At 70.8% G+C, this 19487-nt stretch carries 23 protein-coding genes, 1 tRNA gene and 1 riboswitch; of the genes, 15 read left to right on the plus strand and 9 right to left on the minus strand.

Annotated elements, in window-relative coordinates; genetic code table 11:
- Positions 1-118 precede the first annotated feature (118 nt).
- The 4 genes from ABZ135_RS07425 (at position 119) to ABZ135_RS07440 (ending at position 2392) form a co-directional block, all read left to right on the plus strand.
- Positions 119-895: an ABC transporter ATP-binding protein gene (locus tag ABZ135_RS07425; protein ID WP_356693070.1), complete on the plus strand. Its 777-nt coding sequence runs from the start codon at positions 119-121 to the stop codon at positions 893-895.
- 44 nt (positions 896-939) lie between these two features.
- Positions 940-1056, plus strand: coding sequence for a putative leader peptide (locus ABZ135_RS07430; RefSeq protein WP_356692779.1), 117 nt, complete (start codon positions 940-942; stop codon positions 1054-1056).
- Positions 1057-1157: 101 nt separating this feature from the next.
- The gene (locus ABZ135_RS07435; RefSeq protein ID WP_352057815.1) at positions 1158-1436 is read left to right on the plus strand and encodes a MoaD/ThiS family protein; all 279 of its coding nucleotides are present in this window, start codon (positions 1158-1160) and stop codon (positions 1434-1436) included.
- Positions 1437-1441: 5 nt separating this feature from the next.
- Positions 1442-2392 (plus strand): cysteine synthase, encoded by a 951-nt coding sequence (locus ABZ135_RS07440; protein WP_356692781.1) that lies wholly within the window; start codon positions 1442-1444, stop codon positions 2390-2392.
- A 14-nt stretch (positions 2393-2406) separates the two neighbouring features.
- On the opposite strand, the gene ABZ135_RS07445 is transcribed toward ABZ135_RS07440, so the two are convergent.
- Positions 2407-2916, minus strand: a complete 510-nt coding sequence (locus ABZ135_RS07445; RefSeq protein WP_356692783.1) for a type II toxin-antitoxin system PemK/MazF family toxin — start codon at positions 2914-2916, stop codon at positions 2407-2409.
- Between the two features lie 200 nt (positions 2917-3116).
- On the opposite strand from ABZ135_RS07445, the gene ABZ135_RS07450 reads away from it, so the two are divergent.
- The gene (locus ABZ135_RS07450; RefSeq protein WP_356692785.1) at positions 3117-3869 is read left to right on the plus strand and encodes an MBL fold metallo-hydrolase; all 753 of its coding nucleotides are present in this window, start codon (positions 3117-3119) and stop codon (positions 3867-3869) included.
- A 64-nt stretch (positions 3870-3933) separates the two neighbouring features.
- Here the strand turns inward: ABZ135_RS07450 and ABZ135_RS07455 are convergent, their stop codons facing one another.
- The gene (locus ABZ135_RS07455) at positions 3934-5199 is read right to left on the minus strand and encodes a PTS transporter subunit EIIC (RefSeq protein WP_356692787.1); all 1266 of its coding nucleotides are present in this window, start codon (positions 5197-5199) and stop codon (positions 3934-3936) included.
- A gap of 248 nt (positions 5200-5447) precedes the next feature.
- Positions 5448-6749, minus strand: a complete 1302-nt coding sequence (locus ABZ135_RS07460) for a PTS transporter subunit EIIC (RefSeq protein WP_356692789.1) — start codon at positions 6747-6749, stop codon at positions 5448-5450.
- A 220-nt stretch (positions 6750-6969) separates the two neighbouring features.
- Between ABZ135_RS07460 and ABZ135_RS07465 the strand changes: the two genes are divergently transcribed.
- The 4 genes from ABZ135_RS07465 to rdgB all read left to right on the plus strand — a co-directional run bounded on the left by ABZ135_RS07465 (position 6970) and on the right by rdgB (position 9137).
- Positions 6970-7203: a PTS glucose/sucrose transporter subunit IIB gene (locus ABZ135_RS07465; protein WP_351898403.1), complete on the plus strand. Its 234-nt coding sequence runs from the start codon at positions 6970-6972 to the stop codon at positions 7201-7203.
- 87 nt (positions 7204-7290) lie between these two features.
- Positions 7291-8022 carry a ribonuclease PH gene (gene rph, locus ABZ135_RS07470; protein ID WP_356692791.1) on the plus strand — a complete coding sequence of 244 codons (732 nt, stop codon included), beginning with the start codon at positions 7291-7293 and terminating at the stop codon, positions 8020-8022.
- An 87-nt stretch (positions 8023-8109) separates the two neighbouring features.
- Positions 8110-8493: a hypothetical protein gene (locus tag ABZ135_RS07475; RefSeq protein ID WP_356692793.1), complete on the plus strand. Its 384-nt coding sequence runs from the start codon at positions 8110-8112 to the stop codon at positions 8491-8493.
- Between the two features lie 41 nt (positions 8494-8534).
- Positions 8535-9137 carry an RdgB/HAM1 family non-canonical purine NTP pyrophosphatase gene (gene rdgB, locus ABZ135_RS07480; RefSeq protein ID WP_356692795.1) on the plus strand — a complete coding sequence of 201 codons (603 nt, stop codon included), beginning with the start codon at positions 8535-8537 and terminating at the stop codon, positions 9135-9137.
- 49 nt (positions 9138-9186) lie between these two features.
- Here the strand turns inward: rdgB and ABZ135_RS07485 are convergent.
- The 5 genes from ABZ135_RS07485 to bcp form a co-directional block, all read right to left on the minus strand.
- Positions 9187-9270 (minus strand) — tRNA-Leu (locus tag ABZ135_RS07485).
- Positions 9271-9305: 35 nt separating this feature from the next.
- The gene (locus ABZ135_RS07490) at positions 9306-9962 is read right to left on the minus strand and encodes an HNH endonuclease (RefSeq protein WP_356692797.1); all 657 of its coding nucleotides are present in this window, start codon (positions 9960-9962) and stop codon (positions 9306-9308) included.
- Positions 9959-10600 carry an HNH endonuclease signature motif containing protein gene (locus ABZ135_RS07495; protein WP_356692799.1) on the minus strand — a complete coding sequence of 214 codons (642 nt, stop codon included), beginning with the start codon at positions 10598-10600 and terminating at the stop codon, positions 9959-9961. Before ABZ135_RS07495 ends, ABZ135_RS07490 begins: the two co-directional genes overlap by 4 nt.
- 112 nt (positions 10601-10712) lie before the next feature.
- Complete coding sequence (gene proP / locus ABZ135_RS07500; RefSeq protein ID WP_356692801.1) at positions 10713-12209, minus strand: glycine betaine/L-proline transporter ProP; 1497 nt, start codon at positions 12207-12209, stop codon at positions 10713-10715.
- 135 nt (positions 12210-12344) lie between these two features.
- A complete protein-coding gene (bcp, locus tag ABZ135_RS07505; protein ID WP_356692803.1) occupies positions 12345-12818 on the minus strand; it encodes a thioredoxin-dependent thiol peroxidase in 474 nt (157 codons plus the stop codon).
- Between the two features lie 122 nt (positions 12819-12940).
- On the opposite strand from bcp, the gene ABZ135_RS07510 reads away from it, so the two are divergent.
- From ABZ135_RS07510 to ABZ135_RS07520, 3 genes are all read left to right on the plus strand, one after another.
- Positions 12941-13261 carry a DUF3618 domain-containing protein gene (locus ABZ135_RS07510; RefSeq protein ID WP_356692805.1) on the plus strand — a complete coding sequence of 107 codons (321 nt, stop codon included), beginning with the start codon at positions 12941-12943 and terminating at the stop codon, positions 13259-13261.
- 89 nt (positions 13262-13350) lie between these two features.
- On the plus strand, positions 13351-13689 hold the full coding sequence (locus ABZ135_RS07515; RefSeq protein ID WP_356692807.1) for a co-chaperone GroES: 339 nt from the start codon (positions 13351-13353) through the stop codon (positions 13687-13689).
- Between the two features lie 103 nt (positions 13690-13792).
- Positions 13793-13866: riboswitch (guanidine-III (ykkC-III) riboswitch) on the plus strand.
- A 34-nt stretch (positions 13867-13900) separates the two neighbouring features.
- On the plus strand, positions 13901-14221 hold the full coding sequence (locus ABZ135_RS07520) for a multidrug efflux SMR transporter (protein ID WP_282695561.1): 321 nt from the start codon (positions 13901-13903) through the stop codon (positions 14219-14221).
- Here the strand turns inward: ABZ135_RS07520 and ABZ135_RS07525 are convergent.
- Complete coding sequence (locus ABZ135_RS07525) at positions 14199-16679, minus strand: transglycosylase domain-containing protein (RefSeq protein WP_356692809.1); 2481 nt, start codon at positions 16677-16679, stop codon at positions 14199-14201. The two genes, ABZ135_RS07520 and ABZ135_RS07525, sit on opposite strands and share 23 nt — an antisense overlap.
- A 125-nt stretch (positions 16680-16804) precedes the next feature.
- On the opposite strand from ABZ135_RS07525, the gene ABZ135_RS07530 reads away from it, so the two are divergent.
- The 3 genes from ABZ135_RS07530 to ABZ135_RS07540 all read left to right on the plus strand — a co-directional run bounded on the left by ABZ135_RS07530 (position 16805) and on the right by ABZ135_RS07540 (position 19466).
- Positions 16805-17605 carry an ABC-2 family transporter protein gene (locus tag ABZ135_RS07530; protein ID WP_356693072.1) on the plus strand — a complete coding sequence of 267 codons (801 nt, stop codon included), beginning with the start codon at positions 16805-16807 and terminating at the stop codon, positions 17603-17605.
- A 100-nt stretch (positions 17606-17705) separates the two neighbouring features.
- On the plus strand, positions 17706-18482 hold the full coding sequence (locus ABZ135_RS07535) for an ABC transporter permease (protein WP_356693074.1): 777 nt from the start codon (positions 17706-17708) through the stop codon (positions 18480-18482).
- A gap of 6 nt (positions 18483-18488) precedes the next feature.
- Complete coding sequence (locus ABZ135_RS07540; protein WP_356692811.1) at positions 18489-19466, plus strand: ATP-binding cassette domain-containing protein; 978 nt, start codon at positions 18489-18491, stop codon at positions 19464-19466.
- The last annotated feature ends 21 nt before the right edge of the window (positions 19467-19487 follow it).

Below are 19487 nucleotides of genomic sequence, written 5' to 3' on the forward strand. Positions count from 1 at the left end.
CGGTGCGTCCGATGCCCGTACGCCTGGGGGCCGCCCGCCCGGGGGCGGTGCCCCCGATGCCCGTACGCCTGGGGGCCGTGCGTCCGAAGCCCGCTCGCCCGAGCGCCGGCCGCCCGAACTGCGGGTCGAAGGGCTCACGTACGAGGGCCGCCTGCACGACGTCGACCTCGTCGTCCGGCCCGGTGAGACCGTCGGCCTGGTCGGCCCCAACGGCAGCGGGAAGACCACCCTGCTCCGCTGCGTCTACGGCACCCTCGCCCCCACCGCCGGCCGCGCCCTGCTCGACGGCGACGACCTCCACGCCCTCGGGGCCCGGGCGCGGGCTCGCCGGGTGGCGACCGTGCCGCAGGAGAGCGCCACCGAGTTCGAACTGACCGTCCGCGAACTCGTCGCCCTCGGCCGCTTCCCGCACAAGCGCTTCTGGGAGGCCGACACCGCGGCGGACCTGGCCCGCGCCGACGAGGCCCTGGCCCGGGTCGGCATCGCGGAGCTCGCCGACCGCCCGTACCCCGAGCTCTCCGGCGGCGAACGCCAACGCGCCCTGGTCGCCCGCGCCCTCGTCCAGGACCCGGCGCTGCTCGTCCTCGACGAGCCCACCAACCACCTGGACATCCGCTACCAGCTCGAAGTCCTCTCCCTCGTCCGTGAAGTCGGCACCACCAACCTCCTCGCGCTGCACGACCTCACCCTCGCGGGCGCCCACTGCGACCGCCTCTACGTCCTGGAGCGAGGACGGGTCGTCGCCGAGGGGCCGCCGGCCGAGGTCCTCACCCCCACGCTGCTCGCCACCGTCTACGGCGTGGAAGCCGAGGTCATCCCGCATCCGCGCACCGGGACCCCGCTCGTCGTCTACCTGCCCCGTCCGCGCCTTGAGCAGGATCTGTCCGTCATGTGAGATCACATTCCGGAACCCGGACCGGGAATCGATACGATGACCGCATGGTTCCCCACGACGTGAGCGAAGAGACGCCGGGCACACCCCTGCTCGTGGCGCGGCTGCACGTCGACCTGTGCCGCCTCGCCAGCGCGATGTGTCCGCCCCGCGCTGCGCTCTGAACGACCGGCTCGAGCGCACCTCCAGCACGACCCCCCTCCGCGCGGGGGCCCCAGCCGCGCGCCCACCACGTCACTCCGCCCTTCCGACAGGAGCCCACGTCATGGCCATCGAGGTCCGCATCCCGACCATCCTCCGCACCTACACCGACGGCGCCAAGGCCGTCGAGGGCAGCGGTGAGACCCTCGCCGAGCTCTTCGCCGACCTGGAGTCCCGCCACGCCGGGATCGAGGCCCGCATCGTCGACGGCGACAAGCTCCGCCGCTTCGTCAACGTCTACCTGAACGACGAGGACGTCCGCTTCCTCGACGGCATCGACACCAAGCTCACCGACGGCGACAACGTCACGATCCTGCCGGCCGTGGCCGGCGGCATGGTCTGATCCACATGCGTTACGACTCCCCGCTGGCGGCGGTCGGCAACACGCCCCTGGTCCGGCTGCCGCGGCTCTCCCCCTCGGACGAGGTCCGCATCTGGGCCAAGCTGGAGGACCGCAACCCCACCGGCTCGGTCAAGGACCGCCCCGCGCTCCACATGATCGAGCAGGCCGAGAAGGACGGCCGGCTCACCCCCGGCTGCACCATCCTGGAACCCACCAGCGGCAACACCGGCATCTCCCTCGCCATGGCGGCCCGCCTCAAGGGCTACCGCATCGTGTGCGTCATGCCGGAGAACACCAGCGAGGAGCGCCGCCAGTTGCTCACCATGTGGGGCGCCGAGATCATCTCGTCCCCCGCGGCGGGCGGCTCCAACACGGCCGTACGGGTCGCCAAGGAGCTCGCCGGCGAGCACCCGGACTGGGTGATGCTCTACCAGTACGGCAACCCGGACAACGCGGGCGCCCACTACGCCACCACCGGCCCCGAGATCCTCGCCGACCTGCCCTCGATCACGCACTTCGTGGCCGGCCTCGGCACCACCGGCACCCTCATGGGCGTCGGCCGCTACCTGCGCGAGCACAAGCCCGACGTCAAGATCGTCGCCGCGGAGCCCCGCTACGACGACCTGGTCTACGGCCTGCGCAACCTCGACGAGGGCTTCGTCCCCGAGCTGTACGACGCCTCTGTCCTCACCACCCGCTTCTCGGTCGGCTCGGCCGACGCCGTCACCCGCACCCGCGAACTCCTCCAGCAGGAGGGCATCTTCGCGGGCGTCTCCACCGGCGCCGCGCTGCACGCCGCCATCGGCGTCGGCCGCAAGGCCCTCAAGGCGGGCGAGAGCGCCGACATCGTCTTCCTCGTCGCCGACGGCGGCTGGAAGTACCTGTCGACCGGCCTCTACACCGCGGCCACCACGGAAGAGGCCATCGCGACGGTGCAGGACCAGCTCTGGGCCTGAGCGCCCACCGACCGTCAGCGCGCGAGATGGCGGACCTGGTCCCACACCACCGGGTCCGCCGTCCCCACCCTCCGGCGGAACTCCCACACCGGCACGTCCCGCAGCTCGTCCGTCTCCAGGAAGCTCGGACGGCCCTGGGCGTCGCCCACCGCGCCCGGCGGCAGCGCGATCACGCCCGGCCGTTCGTCGTGGTACTTGCTGGTGATCTTGGCGACCAGCGCACAGTCCCCGCGCAGCGCCAGGACCAGGCACGGCCGGTCCTTGGCGCCCGGACCGTCCTCGTACGGCACGTCCGCCCACCAGATCTCACCCGCCTGCGGCAACCGCTCCGGAAGCCGCCCCGGCGCGCGGCCTGGCGCACGGCCCGGCGCGCTGCCGCGCGCGGCCGGACGCCCCGGCGGGTGTCCCGACGGACGGGTCCGCCCCGCGGGGCGCCGCCCCGAGCGGCGCCATCCGTCGGCGACCGCCACCACCAGGGCGAGCACCACCACCGCGATCAGCGCGGGCCACCACGACGTGTCCATACCTCAAGACCGTACCGTCGCGGGCGCCACTTGGCCGGGAGGCCCCGCCATCCATCCGAACCGGTGACAGAGCCCGTGAGTTCGCCCACAACGGGCCGCCACGGAGGAGCGACAGGCGGCCACGCACCGTACGCTCGACTGACCGCACGACCTCCCCTCTCAGCGCGCTTTCCGCACCCGTCCACGGAGGTTCACGCTCCATGAAGCTCACCGTCGTCGGCTGCTCCGGGTCGTTCCCGTCCGCGGAATCGGCCTGTTCGAGCTACCTCGTAGAGGCCGACGGCTTCCGGCTGCTCCTCGACATGGGCAACGGTGCCCTGGGCGAGCTGCAGCGCCACATCGGTCTGTACGACCTCGACGCGATCTTCCTCAGCCACCTGCACGCCGACCACTGCATCGACATGTGCGGCTATTTCGTGGCCCGCTACTACCGCCACGAGGGCGGCCGCTGCGACGCGATCCCCGTCTTCGCCCCGGAAGGCGCGGAGCAGCGGCTGACCACGGCGTACGCGGACACGCCGTCGCCGACCTCGATGAGCGAGGTCTTCGGCTTCCAGACGCTGAAGTCCGGCACCTTCGAGGTGGGCCCGTTCACCGTCCGTACGGAGAAGGTGTGCCACCCGGTCGAGGCGTACGGCATCCGCATCGAACACGCCGGCCGCACGCTCACCTACTCGGGTGACACCGGGGTCTGCGACAACCTCGACGCGCTGGCGGAGGGCGCCGACCTCTTCCTCTGCGAGGCGTCCTTCACCCACGGCAAGGAGGACGTCCCCGACCTCCACCTCAACGGCCGCGAGGCCGGTGCCCACGCCGCCCGCGCCGGGGTGCGCCGCCTGGTGCTGACCCACATCCCGCCGTGGACGGACGGGGAGCGGAACCTGGCGGACGCCCGCGAGGTGTTCCACGGCCCGGCGGAGCTGGCGTACGCGGGCGCGGTGTACGAGATCTGAGAACGGCACGGCGAAGGCCCCCGGAACCTGGTTCCGGGGGCCTTCGCGCGAGGTCACGTCAGGCTCACGCCTTGGTGAGGTCCTCGACCTCCTCCTCGGGCTCGCGGCCCGGGGTGGGGAGGTTGAACTTGGTGATCGCGAAGCGGAAGAGCACGTAGTAGACCGCCGCGAAGACGAGGCCGATGGGGATGATCAGCCAGGGCTTGGTCGCGAGGTTCCAGTTCAGGCCGTAGTCGATCAGGCCGGCCGAGAAGGTGAAGCCGGCGTGGACGCCGAGGGCCCAGGTGACGGCCATGGAGATGGCGGTCAGGACGGCGTGGATCGCGTACAGGACCGGCGCGATGAACATGAACGAGAACTCGATCGGCTCGGTGACACCGGTGACGAACGAGGTCAGCGCGAGCGAGATCATCATGCCCGTCACGGCCTTGCGGCGCTCGGGGCGGGCGCAGTGCGCGATGGCCAGGGCGGCGGCCGGCAGGCCGAACATCATGATGGGGAAGAAGCCCGACATGAAGAGTCCGGCGTTCGGGTCACCGGCGAAGAAGCGGTTCAGGTCGCCGTGGACGACCTCGCCGGCGGCGTTGGTGAAGTCGCCGATCTGGAACCACGAGACGGTGTTGACGAACTGGTGCATGCCGACCGGGATCAGCGCGCGGTTGATCAGACCGAAGAGGCCGGCGCCACCGGCGCCGAGGCCGGTCATCCACTCGCCGAAGCTGGAGATGCCCTCGCCGATCGGCTCCCAGACCAGGCCGAAGAAGACGCCGACGGCGGTGCCGACGAAGGCCATGATGATCGGGACGAGACGGCGGCCGTTGAAGAAGCCGAGCCAGTCGACCAGCTTGGTGCGGTGGAACCTTTGCCACAGCACGGCCGCGATCAGACCCATGAGGATGCCGCCGAGGACACCCGGGTTGTTGTAGGTCGCGGCGACGTCGACGCCCTTGTTGGCGGTGGTGTTGACGACGGCGTCGGTGACCGGGAACGCCTTCAGCACATTGCTGTAGACCAGGAAGCCGACGAGAGCGGCGAGCGCCGTGGAGCCGTCGGCCTTCTTGGCGAAGCCGATGGCGACGCCGATGCAGAAGAGCATCGGCAGGTTGTCGAAGACCGCGCCACCGGCGGTGGCGAACACGGAGGCGACCTTGCCCCAGCCGAGACCGTCGGCGCCGAACACGTCCGGCTGGCCGAGACGGAGCAAGATACCCGCGGCCGGCAGTACGGCGATCGGCAGTTGCAGGCTGCGACCGACCTTCTGCAGGCCCTGGAACAGGCCGGATCCGCGCTTCTTCGCGGGAGCGGCGGCCTGGGCGGTGGCCGTACTCATCAACTTCCTCCAGTAGGCAAGGCGCCGCCAGAGGACAGGGAAAAGGGGGTGACGGCGGCGTCTCGGGAACGCGGTGGTCTGGACCGCGTGGTCTACACCAATAACTGGTGTAGACCTGTTGTAGCACGTGGGACTTAGATAAGGAACCTGTGAATTCTGTGCACTGAGCCATAGCCGGGCGGTGGGCGGTTCGGGGACGGCAAAAGGCCCCCGGACCGGACGGTCCGAGGGCCCTGGTGAGGCGGGCGCTACGCCTTGGTGGTGTCCCGGTCCATCTCCTCCTCCACCTCCTCGGGCTCGCGCCCGGGCGTCGGAAGATCGAACTTGGTGATCGCGAAGCGGAAGATCACGTAGTAGACGACCGCGAAGCCCAGACCGATCGGAATGATCAGCCACGGCTTGGTCGCCAGGTTCCAGTTGATCAGGTAGTCGATCAGCCCCGCCGAGAAGCTGAAGCCGTCCTTGACCCCCAGCGCCCAGGTCACGGCCATCGACACACCCGTCAGCACCGCGTGGATCGCGTACAGCACGGGCGCGATGAAGAGGAACGAGTACTCGATCGGCTCGGTGATGCCGGTGACGAACGAGGTCAGCGCCACCGACAGCATCATGCCGCCGACCCGCTTGCGGTGCTCCGGCCGGGCGCAGTGGGTGATCGCGAGGGCCGCCGCCGGCAGGGCGAACATCATGATCGGGAAGAAGCCGGTCGTGAACTGCCCGGCCTCCGGGTCGCCCGCCAGGAACATGCTGATGTCGCCGTGGACCGTGGACCCGTCCGGCTTCGTGTACGACCCGAACTGGAACCAGATCGGCACGTTCAGGAACTGGTGCAGACCGATCACCAGCAGCGCGCGGTTCGCCACGCCGAAGATGCCCGAACCCCAGGCGCCCAGCCCCACCAGCCAGTCGCTGAAGCTCTCCAGTGCGTCGCCGATCGGCGGCCAGATCCACAGACACAACGCGGCGAAGACGATGCCGACGAAGGCCATGATGATCGGGACGAGCCGGCGGCCGTTGAAGAAGCCCAGCCAGTCGACCAGCTTGGTGCGGTGGAACCGCTGCCAGAGGTACGCCGCCAGCAGGCCCATGACGATGCCGCCGAAGACGCCCGGATTCTGGTACGTGTATCCCGCGAAGGCGTCGTCCGCGCCCAGGCAGCCGCCGCCGACGTCCCTCGTCCCCGTCGGGCAGTCCTTCGGGAACTGGCGCAGCACCGTGTAGTAGACGAGGAAGCCGACCACCGCGGCGAGCGCCGTCGACCCGTCCGCCTTCTTCGCCATGCCGATGGCGACACCGATGCAGAACAGCAGTGGCAGCCCCAGGCTGCCGTCGAGCAGTGCGCCGCCCGCGCCCGACATGACCTTGGCGACGTTGTCCCAGCCCAGGCCGTCCGCGCCGAAGACGTCCGGCTGACCGAGCCGGTTGATGATGCCGGCCGCCGGAAGCACCGCGATGGGGAGCTGAAGGCTCCGCCCCATCTTCTGCAGCCCCTGGAAGAAACCGCCCCACATCGATTTTTTCGGTGCGGCGGCGGCACGTGCGCTACTCATCGGCGTCCTCCCTGGGGCCTGCGGACGGGTGCTGCGGGCGGGTGCTGCGGATGCACTGGTGTAGACCAGTTGCGGTAGGCTCGCGGAGGCTGCCGGGAGCACGCCGCCGGTGATCGTCATCATTCGACAGAACGGCGGTATGCGCTCGCGAGGTTGGGCCAACCGTGGGTTACCGTGACACAGCGAACCATCGGTGCGCAGAACGGACAGGGAGAGACATATGGCCAGCAAGGCTGAGAAGATCGTCGCCGGCCTCGGCGGCATCGACAACATCGAAGAGGTCGAGGGTTGCATCACCCGCCTCCGCACCGAGGTCGTCGACCCCAGCCTCGTCGACGAGGCCGCCCTCAAGGCCGCCGGCGCCCACGGCGTCGTCAAGATGGGCACCGCCATCCAGGTCGTCATCGGCACCGACGCCGACCCGATCGCCGCCGACATCGAAGACATGATGTGAGTCGCTGACACCGGCTGACGAGGGGCCCGTTCCGGCAGGGGAACGGGCCCCTCCGCCATGACGGCTCCCACGCACTACGCTCAAGGCATGTCTCGTATCGACGGCCGTACCCCCGAACAGCTCCGCCCCGTCACCATCGAACGCGGATGGAGCAAGCACGCAGAGGGCTCCGTCCTCATCTCCTTCGGCGACACCAAGGTCTTCTGCACCGCCTCCGTCACCGAGGGCGTCCCGCGCTGGCGCAAGGGCAGCGGCGAAGGCTGGGTCACCGGCGAGTACTCCATGCTCCCCCGCTCCACCAACACCCGCGGCGACCGGGAATCGGTCCGGGGCAAGATCGGCGGCCGCACCCACGAGATCTCCCGCCTCATCGGCCGCTCCCTGCGCGCCGTCATCGACTACAAGGCCCTCGGCGAGAACACCATCGTCCTCGACTGCGACGTCCTCCAGGCCGACGGCGGCACCCGCACCGCCGCCATCACCGGCGCCTACGTCGCCCTCGCCGACGCCGTCGCCTGGGCCCAGGGCAAGAAGCTCGTCAAGGCCGGCCGCAAGCCCCTCACCGGCACCGTCTCCGCCGTCTCCGTCGGCATCGTCGACGGCATCCCCCTCCTCGACCTCTGCTACGAGGAGGACGTCCGCGCCGACACCGACATGAACGTCGTCTGCACCGGCGACGGCCGCTTCGTCGAGGTCCAGGGCACCGCCGAGGCCGAGCCCTTCGACCGCAAGGAGCTCAACGCCCTGCTCGACCTGGCCTCCGGCGGCTGCGCCGAACTCGCCGAACTCCAGCGCAAGGCTCTCGAAGGAACCCTGTAGGACGCCACCGCGTCTCTACGCTTACGGGCGCACGCCTCAAAGCCGTGCGCCCCGTCCACACGTATCAGCTTGGGGGAGGACCCGAACGTGAAGCGCCGCCGCACTATTGCCCTCGCTGTCACCACGGCAGCCGCACTCACCGCACTCGTCGGCTGCGGGGCGCTCGACAAGGCCATGGACTGCGTCAAGACCGCCGAGGCGATCGCCACCTCGGTCGACAAGCTCCAGCAGGCCGTCTCCGACGCGTCCAACGACCCGACCAAGATCGAAGAAGCCCTCAACAGCATCGACACCGAGCTCGGCAACCTCAAGGGCACCACCGACAACGCGGACCTCTCCAAGGCCGTCGACGACCTGAACAAGGGCGTCGACACCGTCCGCGAGGCCGTCAAGAACGGTGACACGACCCCCGACATCAAGCCCGTCACCGACGCGGCCACCGAGATCGGCAAGGTCTGCACCCCCGGCTAGGCACCCGGCGGACCCTCGGGCGAGGACCGGATAATCAGGGCATGACCCGTCTGATCCTCGCCACCCGCAACGCGGGCAAGATCACCGAACTCCACGCGATCCTCGCCGACGCCGGCCTCGACCACGAGCTCGTCGGCGCGGACGCGTACCCCGACATCCCCGACGTCAAGGAAACCGGCGTCACCTTCGCCGAGAACGCCCTCCTCAAGGCCCACGCTCTCGCGCGCGCCACCGGCCTGCCCGCCGTCGCCGACGACTCCGGCCTCTGCGTCGACGTCCTCGGCGGCGCCCCCGGCATCTTCTCCGCCCGCTGGGCCGGCCGCCACGGCGACGACAAGGCCAACCTCGACCTCCTCCTGGCCCAGCTCGCCGACATCGACACCCCCCACCGCGCCGCCCACTTCGCCTGCGCCGCCGCCCTCGCCCTCCCCGACGGCACCGAACGCGTCGTCGAAGGCCGCATGCCCGGCGTCCTCCGCCACGAGCCCACCGGCACCAACGGCTTCGGCTACGACCCGATCCTCCAGCCCGAGGGCTACGAGGTCACCTGCGCCGAACTGACGCCGGCCCAGAAGAACGCGATCAGCCACCGGGGCAAGGCGTTCCGTGCCCTCGTGCCGGTGGTGAAGGAACTGCTGGGCTGAAAACGAAGGCCCACCCGCCTGTGGTGGGTGGGCCTTCGTTTCGAAAGGGTGCGGCCGATGGGATTCGAACCCACATGGGCGAAACGCCCAGAGGCACCTAAAACCTCCGCTTATACCATTCAGCAACGGCCGCTCGCCCAGCCATGCTACCGGTGAAGGCACGTCCGCCTAAGAAGTACGCCGATTCCCGCCGCGGCACCAGGTGTCCGTGATCGCGTGGCAGTTGGGACACAGCAGCCTCAGGTTCTCGCGCCGATCGTCGCTCCAGTCACCGTTGATGTGGTCGACCTCCAGTGTCATCGGCTTGCCGAGCCACTCGGGGCCGATGCCGCACCGGGCGCATTCCTCGGGGGCACCCACCTCGTGCAATGCACGGCGGAGCAGATGCGTCCGGGTCCTTCGCGCACCGCTGTGCAGGACCAGAATCTCTGCCGCGCCCTTGGCCTTGCCCGGCTTCCCTCGCTGGTGCGCCTGCCCGAAGAAGTGGCCGGTGTCGAGGCCGTCATCTGCGACCCACTGCCGGAACAACGCGCGCACGCGACCGGTGTCCGCCCTGCCCAGAGTACGCAGAGCGCCGGCGATGGAGATCGACTGCTCGACAGCGGTCCGCAGGTCTTCCGGTGTCGGGCGTGGCGGTTGTTCGCCACGCCGCCGGTGCGGAAAGTGCGAGATGTCGATGCCGTAGTGGGCGAAGCGCTTCAACAAGTAGCGGCGCAGCTTGTCACAAGGCTGCGTGCCGAAGAAGGCCATGACCTCGTAGATGTCCGCGCACCGCGCGGCTGCTTCGGCCAGCCGCGCACGCGTGTACCGCACCCCGTTCCTCATCGGGCGCGCCCTTTGCCCCGACCGCGATATGTGTCCGTAGTGGAGTGGCAGTTGGGGCAGAGGAAACGCAGGTTCCCGAGGCGGTTGTTGCGCCAGTTGCCGTCCACGTGGTCGACCTCCAGCGGCAGGGGCTCTCCTTGCCACACTGGCTCCATCCCACACAGCGCGCATCGCTGTGGTACCCCGGACTCCGTCATCGCCCTCGCGATCCGTTCGCTCGGGATGCGACGCGGGTGCGGGCCATCCTGCTCGACGAGCAGAGCTTCTGGCGTACGGCGTCGCCGACTCTCCCCCCGCCGATCCGGCGCCCGAAAGTGCGACGTGTCGATGCCGAACGCCTTCACCCGCCGACTGATGTGCGTGTGCTGACCACCGACGAGTTCCACTCCCAGCCGTCGCAGCACCTCCCACATGTTCGTGGACGCCGCCACCGCCTCCGCCAGCACCTCCCTCGTCCACCGCACCCCCTCCCGCTCGAAGTGCGACGTGTCCACCCCAAGGCTTCGCATCCGCCCCGCCACGTACCGCCGTGTCGAAGTCCTCGGATCCACCCCCAGCCGCTCCAGCGCCTCCGACAACGTCCGCGCCCCTCGCGCCGCCGCTTCGAGCCGTTCCCTCGTATACGCGCTCGTCCCCATCGAGCCCCCTCCGTGCTCGGCCACCCGTTCGTGGCCTCGCACGGATTAACGAGCCGAATATCGGACGGTCACGTCATATCGCGTACCGATGTCGCGTACGAACGGCCCGTGCTCAGAACTTCGGTTCCGGCGCCCCCGCCATCACGATCTCCGCCGCCTCCTCGTGCGTCTCCACCGCCGGCGGGGAGCCCTCCAGGGGGCGCTGGGCGGTCTCCTTCATGCAGGCCACGGCGATGACGCCGACCAGGGCCGCGCCCATCGCGTAGTAGGCGGGCATGAGGCTGCTGCCGGTCGCGCCGATCAGGGCGGTGATGACCAGGGGGGTCGTGCCGCCGAAGAGGGAGGTGGAGACGTTGTAGCCGACCGACAGGGAGCCGTAGCGCAGGGAGGTCGGGAAGAGGGCCGGGAGGGCGGCCGACATGGTGCCCAGCATGCAGAGCAGCGACAGGCCCAGCATCAGCATGCCCGCCGTGATCGCCGGCACCCCGCCCTGGCCGATCAGCAGGAAGGCGGGCAGCGACAGGAAGAGGAAGCCGAGCATCCCCGCCATCAGCACCGGCTTGCGGCCGAACCGGTCGTTCAGCCGCCCCACCTGAGTGATCAGCAGCATCATCAGCACCATCACGACCAGCAGCACCAGCAGGCCGTGGGTCTCGCTGTAGCCGAGCTCGTCGGAGAGATACGTCGGCATGTACGACAGCAACATGTAGTCGGTGATGTTGTACGCGCCGACCAGCGCCACGCACAGGACGAGCGCCCGCCACTGCTCCCGGAAGATCCGGCCCAGATCGCCCTTGGTCGTCGTCTCCACCGTGTCCGCGGCCTCCGAGGCGTGCGCCGACTCCGATTCCAGCTTGCGGAAGGCGGGCGTCTCGTCCAGGCGCATCCGCAGGTAGAGGCCGACGAGGCCCAGCGGCCCGGCCACCAGGAACGGCACCCGCCAGCCCCACGCCTCCATCGTGTCCGGCCCCAGCCACGCGGTCAGGGCCGTGACCAGGCCCGCCGCGCCGACGTAGCCGGCCAGGGTGCCGAACTCCAGGAAGCTGCCGAAGTAGCCGCGCCGGCGGTCCGGCGCGTACTCGGCGATGAAGGTCGAGGCGCCCCCGTACTCGCCGCCCGTCGAGAAGCCCTGCACCATCCGGAAGAACACGAGCAGCACCGGCGCCCAGAAACCGATGGAGGCGTACGACGGGATCAGACCGATCGCGAAGGTGCCGACCGCCATGAGGATCATGGTCAGGGCCAGGACCTTCTTGCGGCCGAGCCGGTCACCCATGGGGCCGAAGACCATGCCGCCCAGCGGCCGGATCAGGAAGGCGACGGCGAAGGTCGCGAACGACGACAGGAGCTGCACCGTGTCGTTGCCCGAGGGGAAGAAGACATGGCCGAGGGTGACGGCCAGGTAGGCGTAGACGCCGAAGTCGAACCACTCCATGGCGTTGCCGAGGGAGGCGGCCCGTACCGCCCGCTTGACGGCCGCCTCGTCGGTCACCGTGATGTCGGTCCGGCGCAGCCTGGGCCGCTGCCGGCGGGTGACCGCCCGGAACAGCCGGGGATGTCGCCGCAGGGCGTCCGGATCGGCCGGGGTGTCGTGGTCGGGGGCCGGCATGGCCGTACGTCCTTTCTCCGGGGATGCTCCGGGAAGGACTCCTGCACGGTCACGCCGATCCCAAACGGAATCCGGCCGCGAGTGCGACCCGCGTCACGCGGGGAGGGCGCGGCGGCCGGGGCGGGGCGTGGGGGCTCAGCCCTCGATCTTCAGGTCCTTGAGGATCTTGGCGACGTGGCCGGTGGCCTTCACGTTGTAGAGGGCGCGCTCGACCTTGCCGTCCTCGTCGACCACGACGGTGGAGCGGATCACGCCCGTCACCGTCTTGCCGTAGAGCTTCTTCTCGCCGAAGGCGCCGTACGCCTCCAGGACCTTCTTGTCCGGGTCGCCGACCAGCGTGACCTTCAGGCTCTCCTTCTCGCGGAACTTCGCCAGCTTCTCCGGCTTGTCCGGCGACACGCCGATGACGTCGTAGCCGGCGCCGGCCAGGAGGTCCAGGTTGTCGGTGAAGTCGCACGCCTGCTTGGTGCAGCCCGGGGTGAGGGCGGCGGGGTAGAAGTAGACGATGACCTTGCGGCCCTTGTGGTCCGCGAGCGAGACCTCGTTGCCGTCCGCGTCGGGAAGGGTGAAGGCGGGGGCGGTGTCGCCGGGCTGCAGTCGCTCGCTCATGGCTCTCCTCGGGGGTCGTACGCGTACGACGACCCAGCCTAATGGGGGTGTGTGACAACCCCGGCGGCCCGAAGCTGACAGACTGTCCACAACGACCGGAACACGACTACGGAGGCAGCGCGGTGTCGGACGCCAGGACCCCTGCGCAGATCGAGGCGGACATCGTCCGCCGGCGCGAGCAGCTCGCCGTCACTCTCGACGAGATCGGCATTCGGATGCACCCGAAGACGATCATCGGGGACGCGAAGGCGAAGGTCGCCGCCCAGGTCGACCACACCGCCGGACGGGCGTTCGTCGCCGTCAACCGCGTCGTCTCGGACGTGAAGGCCCGCTTCACCGACGCCGACGGCACGCCCCGCCTGGAGCGGGTGGTCCCGGTGGCGCTGGTCGCCGTCGCGGTCGTCGGGCTGATCGCCGTGTCCTCCCGCAAGGGCAGGCGGTGAACGGCTCCCGTCACGTGCACCGGTCCCGGAACCGGTCCCTGATCCGGTCCCGGGTACGGGCGACACGCCCGGGCAGGTAGGTTCGGACCGTGAGCGAGAACACGCACGACAAGCTGCCCATCCGGATGCTCCACGACCGCGTCCTGGTCCGGACCGACACCCCCGAGGGGGAGCGTCGCTCGGGCGGCGGCATCCTGATCCCGGCGACCGCGGCGGTCGGTCGCCGTCTTGCCTGGGCCGAGGTCGTCGCGGTCGGGCAGAACGTCCGTACCGTCGAGATCGGCGACCGGGTCCTGTACGACCCCGAGGACCGCGCCGAGGTCGAGGTGCGGGGCGTGGCGTACGTCCTGATGCGCGAGCGCGATCTGCACGCGGTGGCCGCGGACCGCTTCCAGGGCGCCTCCGACTCGACCGGGCTCTACCTCTAGGCGGCGGCCCGGCGGTCCGGCCTCGGGTCCGGCGGTCCGGCTTCGGGTCCGGCGGTCCGATCGTTGTGCCGAAGGGCCTGGTGGCCGGTGTCACCAGGCCCTTCGCCCGTTCTTTGCTAGCCTGGAATCACCCCGACGAGACGCGCCGTACCGGGTTTCACGACAAGACGACGCACCCCTGTTGATCCGTCTCGCGGAGGTGTTCGTCGTCATGGCCTGGGTTCTTCTCATCGTCGCCGGTCTGCTCGAGGTCGGCTGGTCGATCGGCATGAAGTACACCGAGGGCTTCACCCGGCTGTGGCCCAGTGTGTTCACCGCCGCCGGGATCGTCGCCTCGATGCTGCTGCTCTCGCAGGCCGCCAAGACCCTTCCGATCGGTACCGCCTACGGCGTGTGGGTCGGCATCGGTGCGGCCGGTGCGGCGGTGCTCGGCATGGTGGTGCTCGGTGAGCCGGCGACCGCCGCCCGGATCTTCTTCGTGTGTCTGCTCCTGGTGGCCGTGGTGGGCCTCAAGGCGACGTCGGGGCACTGACAGGAGCACCGCCCGGTCCGCCGCCCGGTCCACCGCCCGGCCCGCCGAGCGGCCCGTCGAGCGGCCCGGCCGGGCCGTCGGCGGGGCCCGGAGCCGGCATCGGCGGTTCGGCGGCCCCCGGGCCGGGCCCGCCCGGCGGGGGAGCCTCCGCCTGCGGCGGCTGCGCGGCCTGCGGTGCCTGCGCCTCGGGACCCGGCGCCGGAGGGACCTCCGCCTGCCACCGCGGCTCCGCCCGAGGGGCCGGCAGCGGGTCCGCCCGGAGGTCCGTACGCGGGTCCGTACGCGGGTCGGGCTCTCCCGGTCCGCCCGGTTCCCCTCGTACGTCCGCCCTCGGTGTCCAGGGCGTCCACGGCATCCCCGGCGCCCACGGCTTCGGTCCGCGCGGCGGGCGGGCCGCGCCCGGCCCCTCGTACCCCTCCGGGCCGTCCTCCCCGAACGGCGGCCCGTCCTCGGCGCCCGGCATCAGCCGCAGGTCGAAGTCCTTCGGCGGCACTCCGGCGAGCGCGTCGCGGGTGAACCGGGCCCAGATCTCCGCCGGCGCCCCGCCGCCGTTGATCCGCGGCAGTCCGAGCGCCCCGTACAGCGGGAGCTGCCGGCCCGACTCCGGGTCCTGGCCCATCATCGCCACCACGGTGGCGAGCTCCGGGGTGTAGCCGGCGAACCAGGCCGCCTTGTCGTCCTCCGCCGTGCCCGTCTTGCCCGCCGCGGGCCGCCCGGCCGCCAGCGCCGCCGTCCCCGTGCCGCCCTCGACGACGCTCCGCAGCACCGCGGTCGTCGTGTCGGCGGCCTCGCGGCCGATCACCTGCCGGGCCCCGCCGGCCGGCAGCGGGAACTCCTCGCCGTCCCGGGTGACCTTCTCGACCAGGGTGTACGGGCCGCGGCGGCCGTGGTTCGCGAGCGTGGCGTACGCCTGCGCGAGGTCCAGGACGCTCGCCGTGGCCGGGCCGAGCGCGATGGACGGACTGGCGTTGAGGTCCGGGGTCTTCGCCGGCAGTCCCAGCGCCACGGCGGTCTCGCGGACCCGGGCGGGCCCCGCGTCCACGGCCATCTGCGCGTAGACGGTGTTCACCGAGTGGTCGGTGGCGGACCGCACGGTGATCTCGCCGTAGTCGGTGTCGTCCTCGTTGGCCGGGTCGTAGTACGGGCCGCTCCAGCCCTGCACCGGGCGGCGGTTGTCGCCGTCGTAGAGGGTGTGCGGGGTGATCCGCTCGCCCTCCTGCGTCTGGGCGCCGTGCTGGAGCGCGGTGGCGAGGACGAAGGGCTTGAAGGTGGAGCCGACCTGGTAGTCGCGGCGGGTGGCGTTGTTGACGAACTGCCGGGTGTAGTCGACGCCCCCGTAGAGCGCGACGACCTTGCCGCTCGCCGGCTCGATGGCCGCGCCCCCGACCCGTACGTGACGGTCGACGGGGTTGCGGTCCGGGTCGAGCTTGGAGGTGACGTGCTCCTCGACGGCCTTCACGAAGGCGTCCTGCTTGGCCGGTTCCAGGGTGGTGGTGATTCGGAAGCCGCCGGCGGCGAGGGTCTTCTCGTCGACGACGGCGTGCTCGGTCAGATACTGCTCGACCGCCTGGACCAGATAGCCGCGCTGTCCGGACAGCCCGGTGGAGGGGCGCGCGGGCTGCGGGGCGGGGAAGACGGCGGCGGCGCGGGCGGCGGGGGTGAGCCAGCCCTTCTTGACCATGCCGTCGAGGACGTAGTGCCAGCGGGCGAGCGCCCGCTCGCGGTTCTCGGGGTGGGAGGCGACGTCGTACGCGTTGGGGGCGTTGAGCAGCGAGGCGAGGTACGCGCCCTCGGCGGTGTCGAGGTCGTGGGCGTCCTTGCCGTAGTAGGCGCGGGCGGCGGCCTGGATGCCGTAGGCGTTGCGGCCGAAGTAACTGGTGTTCAGGTAGCCCTCGAGGATCTCGTCCTTGGTCTTCTCGCGGCCCAGCTTGAGCGCGATGAAGAACTCCTTGGCCTTGCGGGTGAGGGTCTGTTCCTGGCCGAGGTAGTAGTTCTTGACGTACTGCTGGGTGATGGTGGAGCCGGACTGGCGGCCCTTGCCGGAGAGGGTGTTCCAGGTGGCGCGGAGCATGGCCCGGGGGTCGACGGCCGGCGAGGTGCGGAAGTCGCGCTCCTCGGCGGCGAGGACGGCGTGCTGGACGGTGACCGGCACGCGTCGCAGGCTGACGTTCTCCCGGTCGATCTCGCCGTCGCGGGCGATCGGGGTGCCGTCGCGGTAGAGGAAGAGGTTGGATTGGGCGACCGCGGTGGCGTTGGCGGGCGGGATGTCCACGAGGAGATAGCCGGCGAGGAGGCCGCCGAGCAGGAGCAGGACGCCGAGGACGACGAGGCCGAACAGGCGCCGCAGGATGCGGCGGGGCCGGCGCGGGCGGGAGGGCGGGGCGGGGACGGTCGGGTCCCGTGGTTCCCAGGAAGGTGCGGCGGACCGCACCTCACGCGTACCGGATGAAGGGGACATAGCACCACATCCTGCCCTCAAGGAGTCCCATGGGGCGGGAAAACCGGTCGCGGCGGCACGGGAAATCCCACTAAGGTCGTGCGCTTTGATGCCGATAGGGTCCGAGCGGAGAGGGGTGGGGTGTGCTGCGGCTCTACGCGACGGTGGCCGCCGGTGGTTTCCGGCGCCATGCCACCTACCGGGTGGCCACGGCTGCGGGCGTGTTCACCAACACGGTCTTCGGCTTCATCCTGTCGTACACCTATATGGCCCTGTGGGACGCCCGCCCCGGCCTCGGCGGATACGCCATGGGCGACGCCCTCGCCTATGTGTGGATCGGCCAGGGGCTCATCACCGTCTGCGGACTGATGGGCGGCGGCTTCGAGGACGAGCTCATCGAGCGGATCCGGACGGGCGACATCGCGGTCGACCTCTACCGGCCCGCCGACCTCCAGTCCTGGTGGTTCGCCGTCAACCTGGGCCGCTCCGCCTTCCAGTTGCTCGGCCGCGGCGTCGTCCCCATGACCTTCGGCGCCCTCGTCTTCGACGTCACCCTCCCGACCCGCCCCGGGACCTGGCCCGCCTTCGTCACCGCCGTGATGCTCGGCTCGGTCGTCGGCTTCGCCCTCTGGTACCTGGTCGCCATGAGCGCCTTCTGGCTCCTCGACGGCCAGGGCGTGGTCCAGGTCGCCTGGCTCGGCGGCCTGTTCTTCTCCGGGATGCTGCTCCCGCTGAACGTCTTCCCGGGCGCCCTGGGCGAGGTGGCGCGGATGCTGCCGTGGGCGTCACTGCTCCAGGTGCCGGCCGATGTCTACCTGGAGCGGTACGAGGGCTGGGGGCTGCTCCGGGCGTACGGCTTCCAGGCATGCTGGGCGGTCGTCCTCCTCGCGGCGGGCCGGGCGGCGCAGGCGGCGGCGACGCGGAAGGTGGTGGTGCAGGGTGGCTGACCAGCCCGTGGAGGTGTCGGCGCGCGCGTACGGGAGGGCCGGCGGAGGGCCCCACGTGCGCGCGTACCGGAGCGCCGGCGAGTCCTGGCGTACGTACCGGATGGTGGCCGCCATGTGGATCCGCTCCACCATGACGTACCGCTCCTCCTTCGCGCTCACCCTCGTCTCCTCCTTCACCGTCACCTTCTTCGACTTCGTCGTCATCCTCCTGATGTTCGGTCAGGTCGAGGGCCTCGGCGGCTTCTCCTTCGCGGAGGTCGCCTTCCTGTACGGCACGACCGGGACGTCCTTCGGGCTCGCGGACCTGGTCATGGGCTCGCTGCCGAGGATGGGCAAGCGGGTGCGCGACGGCTCCCTGGACACCTTCCTGCTGCGGCCGGCCCCGGTCCTCGCCCAGGTCGCGGCGGACAGGTTCGCGCTGCGGCGGCTCGGGCGGCTCGCCCAGGGCCTGCTGGTCCTGGTGTGGGGACTGGTCCTGCTGGACGTGGCCTGGACGCCGGTGAAGGTGCTCCTGCTGCCGGTGATGCTGCTGAGCGGTGCGCTGATCTTCGCCGCGGTGATGGTGATCGGCGCGTCGGCGCTGTTCTGGATGCAGGACGCGGCGGAGGTCACCAACTCGTTCACGTACGGCGGCAACACCCTCCTGCAGTACCCGCCGACGATCTTCGCCCAGGACCTGGTGCGGGGCGTCGTCTACGTCGTGCCGCTCGCCTTCGTCAACTGGCTGCCCGCCCTGTACGTGCTCGGCCGGCCGGCCCCGGCCGGGGTGCCGGCCTGGACGGCGTTCGCCTCGCCGCTGGTCGCGGCGCTGTGCTGCGCGGTCGCGGGGTGGGCGTGGCGGGCGGGCCTCCGTGGCTACCGATCGACAGGAAGCTGAGACGCCGTGGGATTCATCGAACTGGACGAGGTGGAGAAGGTCTTCACGGTCAGGAGGCGGGCCGGTCTGCTGCGCCGCGAGAAGCGGGAGGTCAGAGCGGTCGACGGCATCTCCTTCACCGTGGAGAAGGGGGAGATGGTCGGCTACATCGGCCCCAACGGGGCGGGGAAGTCCACCACCATCAAGATGCTCACCGGCATCCTCACCCCGAGCGGCGGGCGCCTGCGCGTCGCCGGCATCGACCCGCAGCGCGAGCGGGCCAGGCTGGCGGCGCGCATCGGCGTGGTCTTCGGCCAGCGCACCACCCTGTGGTGGGACCTGCCGCTGCGCGACTCGTACCGGCTGACCCACCGCATGTACCGCATCCCCGACGACCGCTTCCGGGAGAACCTGGCCCGCTGCGTCGAGCTCCTGGACCTCGGCGAACTGCTCGACGTACCCGTACGGCAGCTCTCCCTCGGCCAGCGGATGCGCGGCGACATCGCCGCGGCCCTGCTGCACGACCCGGACGTGCTCTACCTCGATGAGCCGACCATCGGCCTGGACGTCGTGTCCAAGGCGAAGGTGCGGGAGTTCCTGCGCGAGCTGAACGCCACGCGCGGCACGACCGTGCTGCTGACCACCCACGACCTCACCGACATCGAGCAGCTCTGCTCCCGGGTCATGGTCATCGACCACGGCCGCCTGATGTACGACGGTGAGCTCGCCGGCCTGCACGCGGCGGGCGAGAGCGAGCGGCTGCTCGTCGTCGACCTGGCGCGGGAGACGGCACCGATCGAGGTGCCGGGCGCCCGCTTCGTACGGGCGGAGGGACCGCGCCAGTTCCTCGCGCTGCCGTCCCACGCGTCGGCGGCGCCGGTGGTGGCGGCGGTGGCGGCCGCGTACCCGTTGGTGGACCTGTCGGTGCGGGAGCCGGACATCGAGGCGGTGATCGCGAAGATGTACGCGGGAACTCGGGACGGGGCCGGGGAGTCAGTCAGATAGGCCGGTTCCGGACGGGCAGGC

It is taken from the genome of Streptomyces sp. NPDC006339, assembly GCF_040612775.1.
In the GTDB taxonomy this organism is placed as follows: domain Bacteria; phylum Actinomycetota; class Actinomycetes; order Streptomycetales; family Streptomycetaceae; genus Streptomyces.

Excerpts from the sequence above, each read along its gene's own strand:
- ABZ135_RS07455 (WP_356692787.1), bottom strand. The coding sequence starts at position 5,199 with ATGAGTACGGCCACCGCCCAGGCCGCCGCTCCCGCGAAGAAGCGCGGA.
- ABZ135_RS07440 (WP_356692781.1), top strand. The coding sequence starts at position 1,442 with ATGCGTTACGACTCCCCGCTGGCGGCGGTCGGCAACACGCCCCTGGTC.
- ABZ135_RS07490 (WP_356692797.1), bottom strand. The coding sequence starts at position 9,962 with ATGAGGAACGGGGTGCGGTACACGCGTGCGCGGCTGGCCGAAGCAGCC.
- rph (WP_356692791.1), top strand. The coding sequence starts at position 7,291 with ATGTCTCGTATCGACGGCCGTACCCCCGAACAGCTCCGCCCCGTCACC.
- ABZ135_RS07435 (WP_352057815.1), top strand. The coding sequence starts at position 1,158 with ATGGCCATCGAGGTCCGCATCCCGACCATCCTCCGCACCTACACCGAC.
- ABZ135_RS07520 (WP_282695561.1), top strand. The coding sequence starts at position 13,901 with ATGGCCTGGGTTCTTCTCATCGTCGCCGGTCTGCTCGAGGTCGGCTGG.
- rdgB (WP_356692795.1), top strand. The coding sequence starts at position 8,535 with ATGACCCGTCTGATCCTCGCCACCCGCAACGCGGGCAAGATCACCGAA.
- ABZ135_RS07535 (WP_356693074.1), top strand. The coding sequence starts at position 17,706 with ATGGTGGCCGCCATGTGGATCCGCTCCACCATGACGTACCGCTCCTCC.
- ABZ135_RS07445 (WP_356692783.1), bottom strand. The coding sequence starts at position 2,916 with ATGGACACGTCGTGGTGGCCCGCGCTGATCGCGGTGGTGGTGCTCGCC.
- proP (WP_356692801.1), bottom strand. The coding sequence starts at position 12,209 with ATGCCGGCCCCCGACCACGACACCCCGGCCGATCCGGACGCCCTGCGG.
- ABZ135_RS07430 (WP_356692779.1), top strand. The coding sequence starts at position 940 with ATGGTTCCCCACGACGTGAGCGAAGAGACGCCGGGCACACCCCTGCTC.
- ABZ135_RS07465 (WP_351898403.1), top strand. The coding sequence starts at position 6,970 with ATGGCCAGCAAGGCTGAGAAGATCGTCGCCGGCCTCGGCGGCATCGAC.
- ABZ135_RS07460 (WP_356692789.1), bottom strand. The coding sequence starts at position 6,749 with ATGAGTAGCGCACGTGCCGCCGCCGCACCGAAAAAATCGATGTGGGGC.
- bcp (WP_356692803.1), bottom strand. The coding sequence starts at position 12,818 with ATGAGCGAGCGACTGCAGCCCGGCGACACCGCCCCCGCCTTCACCCTT.
- ABZ135_RS07495 (WP_356692799.1), bottom strand. The coding sequence starts at position 10,600 with ATGGGGACGAGCGCGTATACGAGGGAACGGCTCGAAGCGGCGGCGCGA.
- ABZ135_RS07450 (WP_356692785.1), top strand. The coding sequence starts at position 3,117 with ATGAAGCTCACCGTCGTCGGCTGCTCCGGGTCGTTCCCGTCCGCGGAA.
- ABZ135_RS07525 (WP_356692809.1), bottom strand. The coding sequence starts at position 16,679 with ATGTCCCCTTCATCCGGTACGCGTGAGGTGCGGTCCGCCGCACCTTCC.